The sequence below is a fragment of the Micromonospora thermarum genome, assembly GCF_012034245.1.
Taxonomy (GTDB): domain Bacteria; phylum Actinomycetota; class Actinomycetes; order Mycobacteriales; family Micromonosporaceae; genus Micromonospora; species Micromonospora thermarum.
The window spans coordinates 1-15,142 of record NZ_JAATEO010000003.1 but is presented as its reverse complement, the minus strand read 5'-3'; the positions used below and the strand labels follow the sequence as shown (position 1 = coordinate 15,142).

The 15,142-nt window shown below is 70.9% G+C and carries 14 protein-coding genes; 6 read left to right on the top strand and 8 right to left on the bottom strand.

The genetic code is table 11. The features are described 5' to 3' along the window. Positions 1-531: 531 nt before the first annotated feature. Positions 532-1,242 (bottom strand): hypothetical protein, encoded by a 711-nt coding sequence (locus HCJ94_RS03420; RefSeq protein WP_167999488.1) that lies wholly within the window; start codon positions 1,240-1,242, stop codon positions 532-534. 62 nt (positions 1,243-1,304) lie between these two features. Next, positions 1,305-1,628, bottom strand: a complete 324-nt coding sequence (locus HCJ94_RS03415; RefSeq protein ID WP_167999487.1) for a hypothetical protein — start codon at positions 1,626-1,628, stop codon at positions 1,305-1,307. Between the two features lie 872 nt (positions 1,629-2,500). Between HCJ94_RS03415 and HCJ94_RS03410 the strand changes: the two genes are divergently transcribed. Both HCJ94_RS03410 and HCJ94_RS03405 read left to right on the top strand, forming a co-directional pair. Continuing rightward, positions 2,501-2,851 carry a hypothetical protein gene (locus tag HCJ94_RS03410; RefSeq protein ID WP_167999486.1) on the top strand — a complete coding sequence of 117 codons (351 nt, stop codon included), beginning with the start codon at positions 2,501-2,503 and terminating at the stop codon, positions 2,849-2,851. 745 nt (positions 2,852-3,596) lie between these two features. Beyond that, positions 3,597-4,574, top strand: a complete 978-nt coding sequence (locus HCJ94_RS03405; protein ID WP_167999485.1) for a zinc-binding dehydrogenase — start codon at positions 3,597-3,599, stop codon at positions 4,572-4,574. Between the two features lie 69 nt (positions 4,575-4,643). Here the strand turns inward: HCJ94_RS03405 and HCJ94_RS03400 are convergent, their stop codons facing one another. Continuing rightward, positions 4,644-5,489 carry an SDR family oxidoreductase gene (locus HCJ94_RS03400; RefSeq protein WP_167999484.1) on the bottom strand — a complete coding sequence of 282 codons (846 nt, stop codon included), beginning with the start codon at positions 5,487-5,489 and terminating at the stop codon, positions 4,644-4,646. A gap of 122 nt (positions 5,490-5,611) precedes the next feature. On the opposite strand from HCJ94_RS03400, the gene HCJ94_RS03395 reads away from it, so the two are divergent. Beyond that, positions 5,612-5,977, top strand: coding sequence for a winged helix-turn-helix transcriptional regulator (locus HCJ94_RS03395; RefSeq protein ID WP_167999714.1), 366 nt, complete (start codon positions 5,612-5,614; stop codon positions 5,975-5,977). A 201-nt stretch (positions 5,978-6,178) separates the two neighbouring features. On the opposite strand, the gene HCJ94_RS03390 is transcribed toward HCJ94_RS03395, so the two are convergent. Together HCJ94_RS03390 and HCJ94_RS03385 are read right to left on the bottom strand one after the other, a co-directional pair. Continuing rightward, the gene (locus HCJ94_RS03390) at positions 6,179-6,766 is read right to left on the bottom strand and encodes a ClpP family protease (RefSeq protein ID WP_167999483.1); all 588 of its coding nucleotides are present in this window, start codon (positions 6,764-6,766) and stop codon (positions 6,179-6,181) included. 173 nt (positions 6,767-6,939) lie between these two features. After that, positions 6,940-7,557 carry a helix-turn-helix domain-containing protein gene (locus HCJ94_RS03385; RefSeq protein WP_167999482.1) on the bottom strand — a complete coding sequence of 206 codons (618 nt, stop codon included), beginning with the start codon at positions 7,555-7,557 and terminating at the stop codon, positions 6,940-6,942. A gap of 184 nt (positions 7,558-7,741) precedes the next feature. Between HCJ94_RS03385 and HCJ94_RS03380 the strand changes: the two genes are divergently transcribed. Both HCJ94_RS03380 and HCJ94_RS03375 read left to right on the top strand, forming a co-directional pair. Continuing rightward, positions 7,742-9,223, top strand: coding sequence for an RNA-guided endonuclease InsQ/TnpB family protein (locus HCJ94_RS03380; protein ID WP_240943901.1), 1,482 nt, complete (start codon positions 7,742-7,744; stop codon positions 9,221-9,223). After that, on the top strand, positions 9,220-10,236 hold the full coding sequence (locus HCJ94_RS03375; protein ID WP_167999480.1) for a potassium channel family protein: 1,017 nt from the start codon (positions 9,220-9,222) through the stop codon (positions 10,234-10,236). The genes HCJ94_RS03380 and HCJ94_RS03375 overlap by 4 nt, the downstream gene beginning before the upstream one ends. A gap of 10 nt (positions 10,237-10,246) precedes the next feature. Here the strand turns inward: HCJ94_RS03375 and HCJ94_RS03370 are convergent, their stop codons facing one another. Continuing rightward, entirely contained in the window at positions 10,247-10,738 is a 492-nt protein-coding gene (locus HCJ94_RS03370) for a MarR family winged helix-turn-helix transcriptional regulator (RefSeq protein WP_167999479.1), read from the bottom strand. 83 nt (positions 10,739-10,821) lie between these two features. Here HCJ94_RS03370 and HCJ94_RS03365 point away from each other — a divergent pair, with 83 nt between their 5' ends. Then, complete coding sequence (locus HCJ94_RS03365; RefSeq protein ID WP_167999478.1) at positions 10,822-11,469, top strand: FMN-dependent NADH-azoreductase; 648 nt, start codon at positions 10,822-10,824, stop codon at positions 11,467-11,469. Positions 11,470-11,563: 94 nt separating this feature from the next. Here HCJ94_RS03365 and HCJ94_RS03360 read toward each other — a convergent pair whose 3' ends face one another. Then, a complete protein-coding gene (locus HCJ94_RS03360; protein WP_167999477.1) occupies positions 11,564-12,598 on the bottom strand; it encodes a 2-oxoacid:ferredoxin oxidoreductase subunit beta in 1,035 nt (344 codons plus the stop codon). After that, positions 12,591-14,438 carry a 2-oxoacid:acceptor oxidoreductase subunit alpha gene (locus HCJ94_RS03355; protein WP_167999476.1) on the bottom strand — a complete coding sequence of 616 codons (1,848 nt, stop codon included), beginning with the start codon at positions 14,436-14,438 and terminating at the stop codon, positions 12,591-12,593. The genes HCJ94_RS03360 and HCJ94_RS03355 overlap by 8 nt, the downstream gene beginning before the upstream one ends. Between the last annotated feature and the right edge of the window lie 704 nt (positions 14,439-15,142).

Sequence of the window (15,142 nt, the reverse complement as noted above, 5' to 3'; positions counted from 1 at the left end):
GCGGGGCTTTCGTGCCCGCTGCGTGCCCGATCGCTTCGTCGCCTTCGCTCGGCTCTCGTCCAGGTGCTGCGCGACCTCCGCGTCCCGAATTGACCTCTTAAGGATCAAGGCGGCCCGCAAGCGGGCCGCGCCGGCCGCGCTCGGCCTGCTGGCGGCGCGAGCGCCGGCATCGGCCGGCGCGCCGGCCAATGAAGGGCATGCCTCCGGCGGGGGCCAGACGACTCCAGGATGGATTGCCGAACGGTTGCGGTGGGTGAGTGGCTGAGGTGGGATGCCATCCCGCCCGCCACCGACCCAGGCAAGCCGAGCAGGCGCGAAGCATGGATAAGCCCCGGGCCGCCGACGAGAGGCAGCTCCGGGGCAAGGCGTAGACGACTGATCAGTGTGAGGTCGGGCGTCATCCGGTCCACAGCAAGGCCGCTGCCCGCGTAGATGAAGAAGACTGGCAATCCCCTGAAACCGTAGAGACGTCAGTATAGTGATCTTGAAGGTTTTTTAGATCTTGGTTTGGGTCTGGGACCACCCGGCGCGTTAGCCCAGCGGATAGACGTTGGCGGCGTCCACGGCGGCCTCGCCGGACGAGGTGACCCGCCAGCGGCCCGCGTGACGCTCGATGAGCCCGTGCGCGGCCAGCGCGTGTAGCCAGGCGCGTTGATGCCCCTCGGCGACGACGCCGGCCGGCGGCTCGAGTATGTCGGCGCCGCGGGCGATCGACCGGAGCAGGCTGCGCAGCCCCGCCCGGCGGGCGCTCCGGTAGTACTCAAGCTCCTCGGCCGCTGCTGGGAGCGTCTCGGCCGCCGCGCCGAGCGTCTCGGCCGTCCCCGACGGCTGCACGGGGAGGAACACCGCGAGGACGGGCCGGCCGTAGGGCTGTTCCGGCAGACGAGCGGTGTAGATGCTGAGGGCGAGGAAGCGGGCGCCGGACGGGACAGGGATGTTGGTGGACCTGTCACCGGTGGTGATCGGTTCGTCCGTGCTGAAGCCGCCAGTGGAGAATCCGTAGAAATAGTCGGTTCCGAGATCGTCTTCGAGGAATGCCTGCCAGGCGTAGCTCCGGCGGCCGTGCTCCCGGAGCTCGGCCACGCTGAAGCCAGGGCATGCCCGGTAGCGCAGCACCACACGGTCGGCGCCCAGTTCCAGCGTGTCGAGTTGGAGGGTGCGGCCGGGCAGGACTGCGGCGCTGTCGACGGCGACCGGCAGCGTCAGCGGTCCCTGGTGCGACTGGTTGGGGTTTTGCCACATTGAGTCCACCTAGCTCCCACTGGATTCGGCATTGGGCGGGCCGCTTCGACGCCGGAAGCCGCCTATGCTGCGATCTTCCGATCCCGCCGACGCCGCGCGAGCTGTACGACTAGCAGAACCGCCGAGCCAACGGCGACCGCCATCGCCAGCAAGGTAGTCCCGAAATCAGGACCGTACAGCGCGAGCAGGATCGTCCCCTGATGCTCCGTCTCGATCAGGCACCCGGCGTCCGTCATCGTGCTCCCGGTCCACCCGGACACGCCCGCGCCGTTCTCCAGGCATCCTCGCGCACGGGCGAGATCGTGCAGACCCCAACCGGCGAGGGTTACGCCGGCCAGCATCAGCCCGGCCAGAAGGGCGGCGGCAAGAGTCTGAGCGCGAGACACGTACACATCATGTCTAATGCGCCCAGGCTCGTTTTTCCAAGGTGCCGGGCTGGCTGACGTCCGTCGTCGCCAGGCTGATCCAAGACCCGGAGCATCGTGGGCGACTCGCCACCGACGAGCCCGCGAGCACCTCGACCCCTGTTTAAGTTCGTAGACCCCGATTAGCGGGCCGGCCAATGTCTCCAGAAGAGGCTGTGTGGGCGTCGGAAGCGTCAGCGGAAAGTCAGCGAGAGCCCTGACACTGGTTGATAGACGCTAGCAACGGGCGATTGGCGATTGGCGATTGGCGATGGGCGCTGGGCATGGGCGACTGGCGTTGCCATCAGTCGCCTACGCTCAGCGCCCGCTACTCGCCTTTGCAAGGCGGTGGTCGGCGATCGCTTCCGGCCGGCGGTCGGGGCAAGCACCCGGCGTGCCATTAGCGTGCCATTGGGCGAGGACAACAGGGGCCAGCCGAGGCCACGCGAGACTGCCGAGACCAGGCCGCCAAGCCCGTGGCCCGCCGGAGATCGACAATTCCCAAGCTGACAGTCCTCCCGTGAACGCGTGCCCCTTGCGTGCCCGTTGGGATGGGAGACGACGGGCAACGGCGGTCAGCTCCTGGACGTGGCAGCCCGCGTGGCGAGGCAGGTCGAGCCAAGTCGTCACCGTGCGACTTCCAGCCGTGTCCACACTTCCTAAACCGTGTGTCGCAGGTTCGAATCCTGCCGGGGGCACCTCGATGATCAACCCAAAAACGCTACCTGCCGGTACCGGCCTGCGAGCAGGAAGTCACGTGTGGGGATGCCTGGTGATGCCGTCCAGGGCTGTCGGACGATGATGGCCCGATGGACCAGCTCTCAGGAGATCGGGACGCACACTGCCGTGTGCGGATGACCACCGAGCAGTGGCGCTCCGTCGATCGTGTGGTTGACAACGAGATCAGCGTTGAAGCGGAGAATGGGGATCCCCGCCAGGTCCTGGGGCCGGCGATAGGCATCCGGGAAGCGGGATGGGAACAAGTGGCGGACTGGACGCGGGGCGTTGCGAGCTCAGGTGCCTGGCCGCCGGACGATCAAGAGGTTGTTGTCGAGCTGTCAGGCGCACAGTGGGAACTCGTCGTCGAGTGCCTCGCCCGCTGGGGCGCTGTGACCAGCAGCGGTGGGAACGACATTGGGGCTGCGCGCTTGCGATCCATCCGTGATCTTGTTGTCGACCAGATTGCTGTACAGCGGCCTGGCTAGTGTTCAACGCGACGAGGCTGGCGCTCGGATGTACCGCGCGAGCCCGGACAGGCGCGCGGTGGGGCCGGGCCGACCTTTCTCAGCGGCCTCCGCCGCCAGCGTGGCTGTTGCCTGGGCTGGCAGGTAACGGCAGGTGCGGGTACCGTCCGAGACGGCGCCCGAAGCGCCACGTCGAGGTCGGCATCGCCGCGCACCAGCTCGGTCCTCTTCGGCGCCGGATGGTTGGTGGCTACCTCGTCCGGCCCTCCAATCGCCCTTCGCTGGGCGGGGGGCCGAGTCCTTCGATGGACATTGCCGATGGTCGCGACGCATTCCGATACGACTATCACGACGTCAGGCCAAGCATTCGCTACATCAACCTCAGCGGTGAAGCCGACTTGGCCGCCGCCGGCCGACTTGAGGGCGACCCGAGGGGCCTGCTGGTGCCTTCGTACGTGACCTGTCTCGCTCTTGACCTGGCAGCGTTGCGGTACCTCGATTGCGCCGCCCTCGCTGCGCTGTTGGCCTTCAGGGAAACCGCCTTGGCGCGACAAGCGGCTGATCATCACCGCCGCCTCCCGGGCGGCAGCGCGAGTCCTCGCGCTCACCGCAGTCGAGCAGCTTTCGGCTACCCAGCGCAACCAGGATGCGACCGCCAGAACTCACCGCGACCGAATACGCGACTCCTGACGGTTCCATGTTGACCGCGAGCAACGCGCCCTGAAGCCCTTGACCTCAACCATGGTTGAGGTTGTCGGATCGGATCATGCACGCGATCCGGCTCCACGAATTCGGTCCTGCCGAGAATCTCGTCCTGGACGAGCTGCCCGACCTCACGCCCGGCCCGGGGGAGGTGCGCATCGCCGTCGAGGCGAGCGGCGTACACCTGCTCGACACCACGCTGCGGCGCGGCGAGGCCGGCGGCCCGCTTCCGCTGCCCGAGCTGCCCACCATCCCGGGCCGTGAGGTGGCCGGGATCGTCGACGCCCTCGGGCCCGGCGTCGACGACGACTGGTACGGCCGCCGGGTCGTGGCCCACCTCGGCATGGTCCCCGGCGGGTACGCCGAGCAGGCGGTGACCGCCGTGGGGACGCTGTTCCCCGTACCCGGGGGGCTGACCTCCGCCGAGGCGGTGGCGGCGGTCGGCACGGGCCGCACCGCCCTCGGGATCGTCGAGCTGGAACGGCCGACGGCGGACGACGTGGTCCTGGTGCCGTCGGCCGCCGGCGGCGTCGGGTGGCTGCTGGTCCAGGCCGCGCGGCACGCCGGGGCCCGGGTGGTGGCGGCCGCGCGCGGCGCGGAGCGTACGGCGGCCCTGGAGGGGCTCGGCGCGCACCTCGTGGTGGACTACGGGCGCCCGGACTGGGCCGACCGGGTGCGCGAGCGGTTCGGCGGCGTGACCCTGGTGTACGACGGGGTCGGCGGCGCGCTGGGCCGGACCGCCCTGGAGCTGCTGAATCCGGGTGGGCGGTTCGCGATGTTCGGCTGGTCGGCCGGTGAGGCGACGCGGATCGAGACCGCCGACCTGATCGGGCGCGGCATCACCGCCGGGTGGCTCGGGCAGCGGATGCGCGCCCTGCCGGGCGGGATCCCCGGCCTGGCCGCCCGATCACTGGAGCTGGCCGGTCGTGGCTGGTGGCGGCCGCTGGTCACGACGTACCCCCTGGCCGACGCGGCGCGGGCGCACGCGGACCTGGAGGGGCGCCGGGCGCTCGGCAAGGTGGTGCTGACCGCGTCGCGGTAGGACGGTGGTGTTGTTGAAAAGGGCCCCTTGTACAACGCGAGGCGTTAACAAGGGGCCCTTCCTTACCCCTCAGAGGGCGGCGCGGATCGCCTCGGCCAGGGTGGTCGGGCGCCGGCCGATCAGCCGCTCCAGGTCGTCGCCGACCTGCAGCTCACCGGCGGCGGCACCCCGGTCGCCGTCGGCGAGCACCTCCGCGTACTGCTGGGGGAGACCCGCGCCGACCAGGACCTCGGTGTACTTCTCCACCGGCAGGTCGGTGTAGCCGACCGGCCGGCCCGCCTGCCGGGCCAGCTCCTCGGCGAACTCCGTCATGGTGAACGGCGCGCCGCCCAGCTCGTACGTCCGGCCGGCGTGCCCGTCGGTCGTGAGCACCAGGGCGGCGGCCTCGGCGTAGTCGGCGCGGGCGGCGGCGCTGATCCGGCCGTCACCCGCCGCTCCGGCCACCCCGTGCTCCAGGTACGTGGGGATCTGCGGCAGGTAGTTCTCGAAGTACCAGCTGTTGCGCAGGAACACGTGCGGCAGGCCGGAAGCCCTGATCTCCTGCTCGGTGCCCCGGTGCTCCGCGGCAAGGAGCAGGCTGGAGGTGTCCGCCCGGGGGATGCTGGTGTAGGCGATGAGCTGGACGCCGGCCTCCTTGGCGGCGGCGACCACGTTGCGCGCCTGCTCGACCCGGCGGCCCACCTCGTTGCCAGAGACGAACATCAGCGTCGTCGCCCCCGCGAAGGCGGCACGTAGCGAGTCGGGGTCGTTGTAGTCGGCCGGTCGGACGGTGACGCCGCGGGCGGCCAGGTCGGCGAGGCGGCTGGTGTCCCGGCCGAGCGCGACGACCTGGTCGGCGGGTACACCCCGGTTCAGCAGCGAGGTGACGATGAGCCTGCCCAGGTGGCCGGTGGCCCCGGTAACGACGATCGACATGAGGTTCTCCCGGTGTGTGACGTGGGGTTTGACGTCTGCTCCAACCGGAACACCCCGCCGTCACTTCCCGTTGGAGAGTAGGCACCTTGAAGTGCGTGACCCACCTGCGGGAGAGTGCGGAGATGGAGCCGAACGTCTACAACCGGAACTGCGGCAGCCGGCAGGTGCTCGACCGGATCGGCGACCGGTGGAGCATGCTGGTGGTGCTCACCCTCGCCGACGGCACCAAGCGTTACAGCGAGCTGGCCGCGCGGATCGAGGGGGTGAGCCAGAAGATGCTCACCCAGACCCTGCGCGGGCTGGAGCGTGACGGTCTGGTCACCCGGACGGTGCACGCCAGCGTGCCGCCCCGCGTCGACTACGCGCTGACCGACCTCGGCCGCACGCTGCTCGACCTGCTCGCCGGTCTGGAGTCCTGGGCCACCACCCACCTGTCCGAGGTGCAGGCCGCCCGCTCCCGCTACGACGCACGGGTCGAGGCCGGCTAACGAGGGCCGTCGATGTAACGAATTTGCGCCGGAACGCGCTGCGCCCCTGCGTGCCGGCGGATTCCCGTGGCCGGGAATAGGCTTCGATGCACTGACGGCTTCGCCCGACGGCGCGCCGTCCCGACGTGCCGGAGTCGGACGCGATCGAGGGGGCGCGTCCGGCGTCGGTACGAATCTCCCCTCGTACCGACGCCGGCCGGCTCAGCCCGACGTGAGCTGCGCGGCCCGGCTGATCACGTGGTCGATGAGGCCGTACTCGCGGGCCTGGTCGGCGGTGAACCACCGGTCCCGGTCCCAGTCCTGCTGGATCTCGTCGACGGTGTGCCCGCTGTGCCGGGCGATCAACTCCTGCATGGTCCGCTTCACGTGCAGCATGTTCTGCGCCTGGATGGTGATGTCGGCGGCGGTGCCGCCCATGCCGCCGGACGGCTGGTGCATCATGACCCGCGCGTGCGGCAAGGCGTACCGCTTGCCCGGCGTTCCCGCGCAGAGCAGGAACTGACCCATCGAGCCGGCCATGCCCAGCGCCAGGGTGGCCACGTCGTTGCGGACGAACCGCATCGTGTCGTACACCGCCATCCCCGCGCTCACCGAGCCGCCCGGCGAGTTGATGTAGAGGCTGATGTCCCGGTCCGGGTCCTCGGCGGCCAGCAACAGGATCTGGGCGCAGATGCGGTTGGCCGACTCGTCGGTCACCTCGGTGCCGAGGAAGACGATCCGCTCCTTCAGCAGCCGCTCGAACACCTGGTCGCCGAAGCTCCGCTGCCCGTCGTCCAACATCCTGATCATCACGTGCGACCTCCACCGTGCCGGCGGGCGACCGCACCGCCCGGGGGACCGGCGCTTCCAGCCTGCGCGGGCTGGTGGTCGGGCTCCCAACGTTTCTGCCGGCGGCAGATCGGCCCAGGGCAGAGCGGCCCCGGTCGGTGTCACGACCCGCCGCGCCGGGACTCGGCGCGGCGCTATCGTGCGGCGAGCCGGCGCCGGCCCGTCCGGGCCCGCCGTCGCGCCAGCATCCTGGCGGTACGCGCACCGGGGCGGCCGGTCGGCGCGGAGGGGATCAACCGGACCCGCAGCCCGGACGTGGTGAGCGGTGTGCCGGCCCAGCCCGCCAGCCCGCCGGCGAGGTCGGGCCCGATCGTGCCGGGAGTCCCGGCGACGTGGAGCAGCCGCTCGGGAGACCTCGCCGGGAGGGGGAGGACGACGCCCGCGGTCACCGGGCGGGCCGCGTACGCCGCCGGGCCGTCGGCATGGAACCCGATCCGCACGCGCGGGCCGGCGGACTCGGCACGCGAGAGCGGCACCCGGTCGAACCGGGCGGGCGCGGACCCCACCGGCTCGTGCCGCTCCACGCGACGCAAGTCGTCGCGGGCCTCCTCCAGCAGGTCGGACAGGCGGATTCCCAGCGCCCGGCAGATCGCCGCGAGCACCTCGGACGACGCCTCCTTGCGCCCGCGCTCGATCTCCGACAGGTACGGCATGGAGACCCCGGCTGCCTGGGCCACGTCGCGCAGGGTGCGGCCCTGCCGCTGGCGCAGCCGGCGCAGCACGCCGCCGATCACTCGTCGCAGCAACGACATGCTCCGCCTCGCTCTCGCGGTCGTCGTCCGGGGACACCCCCATCATGCCCGGCCGGCCGGCTCGGCGACGTCCCACCGCCCCGGCGTGCGGATCACCGCGTACCCGCTTTCGCGCTGTCCACTAACGTTCGCCGGCCTGATGGCCGTGGTGAAAGTGTCGCAGGAGTCGTGTTGACTTGGGCTCATGCCCCGTCGTTCGGATGCGGCCGCGCCACGGATCGTGCACCGCACTGCCCGCGTTGCACTGAGAGTGACGTCTGGGCAGCGGCGGCGTTGCTTCGGGCTGCTGCGCTCGGCTGGTGACGTGTGGGCCTGCGTGTTAGAGGTCAACGCGTGGCGGCGCCGCCGTAATGACGCTCCGCTGGTAGGCTATCAGGAGTTGTGCCGGGAGTTGGCGGCGTCGGGGCCGGGCACGTTCGGGGATCTGGACACGACGGGCGCCCGGTCTGTGCTGCGCCGGTTCTCGGATGCGTGGTTCGCGGCGGCGAAGCGCCGCAAAAGCGGTGACTTGTCGGCGGGGTTCCCGCGTCGCCGGCGCAGGTTGCTGCCGGTGCGCTGGTATCACGGCACCTTCGCCGTCGATGGACGCCGGGTGCGCCTCCCGACTGCCAGAGGTGGCCGGCCGTTGTGGATGCGGTTGGTCCGCGATCTGCCGTACCCGCTGGAGCAGGTCCGGTCGGTCACTCTTTTGTGTGAGGGTGGCCGGTTATTCCTGGATGTGACCGCCGAGGTGCCGGTCGCGTCCTACCCGCCCGGTGAGGGGCCGGATCCGGAGCGGGTGGCGGGAGTGGATCTCGGTGTGATCCACCCGTACGCGGTGGTCGGCCCCGGCGGAGAAGCGCTGTTGGTGTCCGGCCGGGCGATCCGCGCCGAGCATCGGATGCATCTCGCCGACACGAAGGCCCGTCGCCGGGCTGCCGCCCGCCGCGCCCCGCAACCCGGCCAGCGGGGGTCGCGGCGGTGGCGCCACTATCGTCGCCGCGCCCGTCGGGTGGAGGCCCGGCATGGGCGTAGGGTCCGTCAGGCCCAACACGAAGCCGCGGCCACCGTCGTGTCCTGGGCAGTCCGGCAACGGGTCGGGGTGCTGAAGGTCGGCGACCCCCGCGGCGTGCTCAACCTGCCGGCGGGGCGGCGGCATAACCTGCGGCTGCGGCAATGGCAGATCGGCCGGCTCCTGCAGGTCCTCACCGACAAGGCCACCCTGGCCGGCATCACCATCCGCTTGGTCGACGAGCGGGGCACCTCCTCGACGTGCCCCGCCTGTCACCGACGGGTCCCGAAGCCGCGCGGGCGGAGCCTGTCCTGCCCACATTGCCACTTCTCCGGGCACCGCGACCTCGTCGCGGCCGCCAGCATCGCCACCCGCAATCCGGGCGGCGGCCCCACCACCCCGACAGCCGTTGTGCTGCCGGAGGTGGTCACGCACCGTCGAGCCGGCCGGCACCTGCCCGGCGCCGGCCGGTCCCGGCGTGATCCCCGCCGCCCACCCCGGACGGCGCGAGGATCAGTTGGCCCGCGGAGGCCCGCCCCACCGCCAGGTGGGGAGTCGCTCGCCCGAAAGGCGAGGATCCACGACAATCGCCGGGCCCCCGGTGAACGTTCGTGGACACCGCACTATGTTGTGGACGTGCAGGCGACAGCGGAGTCCGGGCAGGGCGAACGGTGATCCACTTTCCGGCGCAACGACGTGACCCGCTGAGCGCGCTGAGCCTGCGGCTGGCCGGGGCCCTCGGCCTGGTCCTCGCGAGCGTGGCGGTCGTCTGGTTCGACCGGGACGGGTACCGCGACGGCAACGAGGACGGTCTGACCCTCCTCGACTGCTTCTACTACGTGGTCGTCTCCCTCTCCACCACCGGGTACGGCGACATCACCCCGGTCAGCCAGTCCGCCCGGCTGATCAACGTCCTCTACATCACCCCCGCCCGGGTGATCTTCCTGATCATCCTGGTCGGCACCACCCTGGAAGTCCTGACCGAGCAGTACCGGACCGGCCGTCGCCTGTCGCGGTGGAGGAGAACCGTGAAGGACCACGTCATCATCTGCGGCTACGGCACCAAGGGCCGCAGTGCGGTCTCCGCCCTGCTGGAGAACGGGTTCGACAAGTCCCGGATCATCGTGGTCGAGCGCAGTGGTGGCGCGCTCCGGCAGGCCACGTCGGCGGGCCTGGTGGCGATCGAGGGGTCGGCGACGCGCTCCGCGACCCTGAACGAGGCGCACGTCCGCACCGCCAAGGCGGTGATCATCGCGACCGACAGCGACGACGCGTCCGTCCTGGTGGCGCTGACCGTCCGGCAGCTCACCGCCGGCCAGGTACGGATCATCGCCGCCGCCCGGGAGGCGGAGAACGCCCCGCTGCTGAAGCAGAGCGGCGCCCACCACGTGATCGTGTCGTCGGCGACCGCCGGCCGGCTGCTGGGCCTGTCCACCTCGGCGCCCCCGCTGATCGACGTCGTGGAGGACCTGCTCACGCCCGGCCAGGGCATGGCGCTGGCGATGCGGTCCGCCGAGCGGCACGAGGTCGGCAAGTCCCCGCGCGAGCTGGACACTCTGGTCATCGCCCTGGTCCGGCGGGGGAAGGTGGTCACCCTGGCGGACAAGGCGGGCGCGGTGATCGAGACCGGCGACATGCTCGTCCACGTCCGCGACGACCGCCCGACCGCCACCGCGCCGGTCGCCTGACCGGGCGGCGTCAGCAGGCGTCGGCGGCCCCGGTCTGCTCGCTGATCGCTTCGGTGCAGGTGGCCGGCGCCGTCCCGGTGGCCGCACGCCGGAGCAACTCGTAGAGCGTGTCGCGCTCGGCCGGGTCCAGCGCACCGAGGACCTCGTCCTCGGCGGCGGCCAGCGCACACTCAGCCTCGCAGAGGCGTTCCTTCCCGGTCGTGGTGAGCTCCACGACGTGTCGTCGACGGTCCTCGGGTGAACGCCGTCTCTCGACCAGGCCCGCCGCCTCCAGTTCGTTCAGCAGCCCGACGACGTTCGTCCCGTCCATCTCCAGGGTCCCGGCGAGGGCCTGCTGGCTGGTGCCGCCGCCCTCCCGCAGCACGGTGAGCGCCACCAGGTGACGGGGACGTAGGCCGAGCGGGGACAGGACCGACTCCGCCCGCAACCGGATCCGCCGGGACAGGTGGGCGAGAAGAGCCCCGGAACGGCGCTCCGAGCGGTCCACCGGCTGGCCAGGCATGTGATCCAGTTTACCCGCATCACGGAAGATCTGCCTGCTATAAATGGTTGGTCTATCGCAAACGATCTGTGGAGGATTAACCAATGCCGCACCTGCTGCACATCGACTCGAGCATCCGTGGAGAGCACTCGGTGAGCCGACGACTGACCGCCCGCGCCGCCGCCGCCTGGCGGGCCGCGCACCCCGACGGCACGGTCACCTACCGGGATCTCGGCCGGCAGCCGCTGCCGCACCTGGACGAGGCCGGTGGCCTGGCCCGGATGGTGCCGGCAGAGCACCACACCCCCGAACAGCGCGCGTCGTGGGAGCTGAGCGAACGGTTGGTGGACGAGATCAAGCGGGCCGACACCGTCCTGCTCGGGCTTCCGCTCTACAACTACGGCGCACCGAGCAGCGTGAAGACCTGGGTCGACCACCTCATCGCGCCGGGCATCGCGTACGACCCCGGCAACGGCACCGGCCTACTGGGCGGGCGGGAGTTCATCGTGCTGGCCAGCCGGGGTGGCGGCTACGGTGCCGGGACTCCGAAGGAGGGCTGGGACCACGCCGAGCGCTGGCTCCCGCACGGCATCTCGATGACCGGCCTGGAGCCGCGCTTCATCACCGCCGAGCTCACCCTCGCCCCGGTGAACCCGGCGATGGCCGAGCTGATCCCGCTGCACGAGGCGAGCCTCGCCACCGCGGAGCGCGAGATCGACGAACTGTGGACGCCGGTGTCGGCGGCGGCCTGAGACCGTTTGTCGGTCAGCGTCGACCGGCGAGACGACGAGAGGGCGGGCCGTTCCCTGTGGAACGGCCCGCCCTCTCCGTGTCAGTGGCGACGCGTCAGATGATCGTCCAGGTGTCGCCGCTGCCCAGGAGGCCGGCGAGCTGCTGCTCCGGCGTCTCGGTGACCTTCGCCCGCGCGGCGTCGAGCTGGCCCTGCACCACGCTGTCGTAGGACGGGCGCCCGACTGAGCGGAACACGCCGATCGGGGTGTTCCGCAGGTCCAGGCCGGGCAGCCGGGACAGTGCGAACGCGTACGCCGGGTCGGCGACCGTGGCGTCGTGCACGACGATCTCCTCGGCCGGGGTGGCCGCCGTCTCGCGGACCTCCAGGCCGAAGCCGCCGGGCGGGTGGACGACGCAGAACTGCCCGTCCTTGCCGAACGTGATCGGCTGGCCGTGCTCCAGCCGGATCAGGTAGTCGTCCCGGGTGGCCGGCTCCTTGAGCTGGTCGAAGGCGCCGTCGTTGAAGATGTTGCAGTTCTGGTAGATCTCCACGAACGCGGAGCCCTGGTGCTCGGCGGCGGCCCGCAGCACCGACTGGAGGTGCTTGCGGTCGGAGTCGATCGTGCGGGCGACGAAGGTCGCCTCCGCGCCGAGCGCCAGCGAGAGCGGGTTGAACGGGGCGTCGGCCGAGCCGACCGGCGTCGACTTGGTGATCTTGCCGACCTCGGACGTCGGCGAGTACTGCCCCTTCGTCAGGCCGTAGATCCGGTTGTTGAACAGCAGGATCTTGAGGTTGACGTTGCGGCGCAGGGCGTGGATCAGGTGGTTGCCACCGATCGACAGCGCGTCGCCGTCACCGGTCACCACCCAGACCGACAGGTCGGGACGCGTCGCGGACAGGCCGGTGGCGATCGCCGGGGCGCGGCCGTGGATCGAGTGCATGCCGTACGTGTTCATGTAGTACGGGAAGCGCGACGAGCAGCCAATCCCGGAGATGAAGACGATCCGCTCGCGGGGGATGTTCAGCTCCGGCATGAAGCCCTGGACGGCCGCGAGGATCGCGTAGTCACCGCAGCCGGGGCACCAGCGCACCTCCTGGTCGGACTTGAAGTCCTTCGCGGTGAGCTTGAGGGCGACGGGCTCAGACATTCTTCAGGACCTCTTCCAGCGTCGTCTCCAGCTCGTTGGCCGTGAACGGCAGGCCGCGCACCTGGTTGTAGCCGATCGCGTCGACCAGGTACTTGGCGCGGATCACGTGCGCGAGCTGGCCGAGGTTCATCTCGGGGATGACCACCCGGTCGTAGGCGCGCAGCACCTCGCCGAGGTTCGCCGGCATCGGAGCGAGGTGGCGCAGGTGCGCCTGCGCGATGGAGTGACCCCGCTGGCGCAGGCCCCGGCAGGCCGCGCCGATCGGGCCGTACGTCGAGCCCCAGCCGAGCACGAGCACCCGGGCGTCACCGTCCGGGTCCTCGACCTCGACGTCCGGCACCGGGATCGTCTCGATCCGGGCGGCACGGGTGCGCACCATGAAGTCGTGGTTCGCCGGGTCGTACGAGATGTCGCCGGTCTTGTCGGCCTTCTCCAGGCCGCCGATCCGGTGCTCCAGGCCCGGCGTGCCCGGGATGGCCCACGGCCGGGCCAGGGTCTCCGGGTCGCGGAGGTACGGCAGGAAGGTGGTGCCGTCCTCGCCGTTGGCCTGCGTGGCGAACTCGACCCGCAGGTCCGGCAGTGACTCGACGTCGGGCAGCAGCCACGGCTCGGAACCGTTGGCGACGTAGTTGTCCGACAGCAGGATCACGGGGGTGCGGTAGGTCAGCGCGATCCGCGCCGCCTCCAGCGCCGCGTGGAAGCAGTCCGCGGGAGACTTCGGCGCGATCACCGCGACCGGGGCCTCACCGTGCCGGCCGTAGAGCGCCATGTTGAGGTCGGCCTGCTCGGTCTTGGTGGGCATACCGGTCGACGGCCCGGCCCGTTGCACGTCGACGATGACCAGCGGCAGCTCCAGCGCCACGGCGAGGGAGATGGTCTCGCTCTTCAGCGCCACGCCGGGGCCGCTGGTGGTGGTGACGCCGAGCGCCCCGCCGTACGAGGCGCCCAGCGCCGCGCCGACCGCGGCGATCTCGTCCTCGGCCTGCATCGTCAGCACGCCGAACCGCTTGTGCTTGCTCAGCTCGTGCAGGATGTCCGACGCCGGCGTGATCGGGTACGCCCCGAGGAACACCGGCAGCCCCGAGCGGACGCCGGCGGCCACCAGCCCGAGGGACAGGGCCATGTTGCCGGTGATGTTCCGGTACGTGCCCGGCTGCATCTTCGCCGGCTTGACCTCGTACCGGACCGCGAAGTCCTCGGTGGTCTCGCCGAAGTTCCAGCCGGCCTTGAACGCGGCGACGTTCGCCGCGACCAGCTCCGGCCGGGCCGCGAACTTCCGCTCCAGGAACCGCAGCGTCGACTCGTACGGCCGGGAGTACATCCAGCTCAACAGGCCCAGCGCGAACATGTTCTTGGCCCGCTCGGCGTCCTTCTTGGACACCTCGTGCGTGGCGAGCGCCCCGATGGTCATCGAGGTCAGCGCCACCGGGTGCACCACGTACCCGGCGAGCGAGTCGTCCTCGAGCGGGTTGGTCTGGTAGCCGACCTTGGCCAGGTTGCGCTTGGTGAACTCGTCGGTGTTGACGATGATGTCCGCCCCGCGCGGCAGGTCGGTCAGGTTGGCCTTGAGCGCCGCCGGGTTCATCGCGACCAGCACGTTCGGCGCGTCGCCGGGGGTCAGGATGTCGTAGTCGGCGAAGTGCACCTGGAAGCTCGACACGCCCGGGAGGGTGCCGGCGGGGGCGCGGATCTCGGCCGGGAAGTTGGGCAACGTGGAGATGTCGTTGCCGAGCTGGGCCGTCTCCGAGGTGAACCGGTCACCGGTCAGCTGCATGCCGTCGCCGGAGTCCCCGGCGAACCGGATGACCACCCGGTCCAGTTGACGGATCTGCTTGGTCACGCCTGCACCTCGCTTCGGTCGGCGCGGTCACCCGGGCCGCCAAACCTGATCATGACCTCGCCCTGCCCGGCCACGTGACCTCCTCGGCGCACCGCCGTACCCCACCGTGGTGGTTGTCCGGCCGCTGTCGTTTCTCACTTGAGAGCCTACGTCGGATCACCTCGTCAACCTCTCGAGAGGTCCGCCGACTGGGACCGGGAAAGGCGGGCTTTCGACCGGATTCATGGTGTATTGCCCCGCACGCCGTAATCCAGATCACCGGGCACCGGCGGTGGCCGGACGCCAGCGGCTGGCCAGGTGGCGGGCCGTAACTCCGAGATCGTGGGACGTCTGACCTCTTCAGGGTTGCCGTTTCCGCTCCAGCTCCGAGCGTCCGCTCATGCCTCGTGGTGACGTCCGCGCCGTCTGGGTGGGATGTCCGGTTCGGGGCTGGGCTGCGCTGGGCGCCCCGTCCGGTTGGGGGTCGGGTGTGCTGTGGTCGGGGCCACTCTGGCCGTGGAATCGGTGGGTGGGTCGGGTCGTTGTACATGCCGTGACCGCACGGGGTAGCTCCCCCGGACGGGATCCCTGAGCCGCCCCCGTGTGGGCTGGCGGTGAGCCGGAATGGTTCAGGGCCCCGGGTCGGTTACATCCCCGGACCCCCGAGCACCTCCGCCGGGCTGGTCCACCTTTCCTAGCGCGCCGGCGCTGTCCCCCCTTTTTTT

What these genes read in the sequence shown, in the direction of transcription:
- HCJ94_RS03420 (WP_167999488.1), bottom strand. Translation starts at nt 1,242, where the DNA reads ATGTGGCAAAACCCCAACCAGTCGCACCAGGGACCGCTGACGCTGCCG.
- HCJ94_RS03410 (WP_167999486.1), top strand. Translation starts at nt 2,501, where the DNA reads ATGACCACCGAGCAGTGGCGCTCCGTCGATCGTGTGGTTGACAACGAG.
- HCJ94_RS03405 (WP_167999485.1), top strand. Translation starts at nt 3,597, where the DNA reads ATGCACGCGATCCGGCTCCACGAATTCGGTCCTGCCGAGAATCTCGTC.
- HCJ94_RS03400 (WP_167999484.1), bottom strand. Translation starts at nt 5,489, where the DNA reads ATGTCGATCGTCGTTACCGGGGCCACCGGCCACCTGGGCAGGCTCATC.
- HCJ94_RS03395 (WP_167999714.1), top strand. Translation starts at nt 5,612, where the DNA reads ATGGAGCCGAACGTCTACAACCGGAACTGCGGCAGCCGGCAGGTGCTC.
- HCJ94_RS03390 (WP_167999483.1), bottom strand. Translation starts at nt 6,766, where the DNA reads ATGATCAGGATGTTGGACGACGGGCAGCGGAGCTTCGGCGACCAGGTG.
- HCJ94_RS03385 (WP_167999482.1), bottom strand. Translation starts at nt 7,557, where the DNA reads ATGTCGTTGCTGCGACGAGTGATCGGCGGCGTGCTGCGCCGGCTGCGC.
- HCJ94_RS03380 (WP_240943901.1), top strand. Translation starts at nt 7,742, where the DNA reads ATGCCCCGTCGTTCGGATGCGGCCGCGCCACGGATCGTGCACCGCACT.
- HCJ94_RS03370 (WP_167999479.1), bottom strand. Translation starts at nt 10,738, where the DNA reads ATGCCTGGCCAGCCGGTGGACCGCTCGGAGCGCCGTTCCGGGGCTCTT.
- HCJ94_RS03365 (WP_167999478.1), top strand. Translation starts at nt 10,822, where the DNA reads ATGCCGCACCTGCTGCACATCGACTCGAGCATCCGTGGAGAGCACTCG.
- HCJ94_RS03360 (WP_167999477.1), bottom strand. Translation starts at nt 12,598, where the DNA reads ATGTCTGAGCCCGTCGCCCTCAAGCTCACCGCGAAGGACTTCAAGTCC.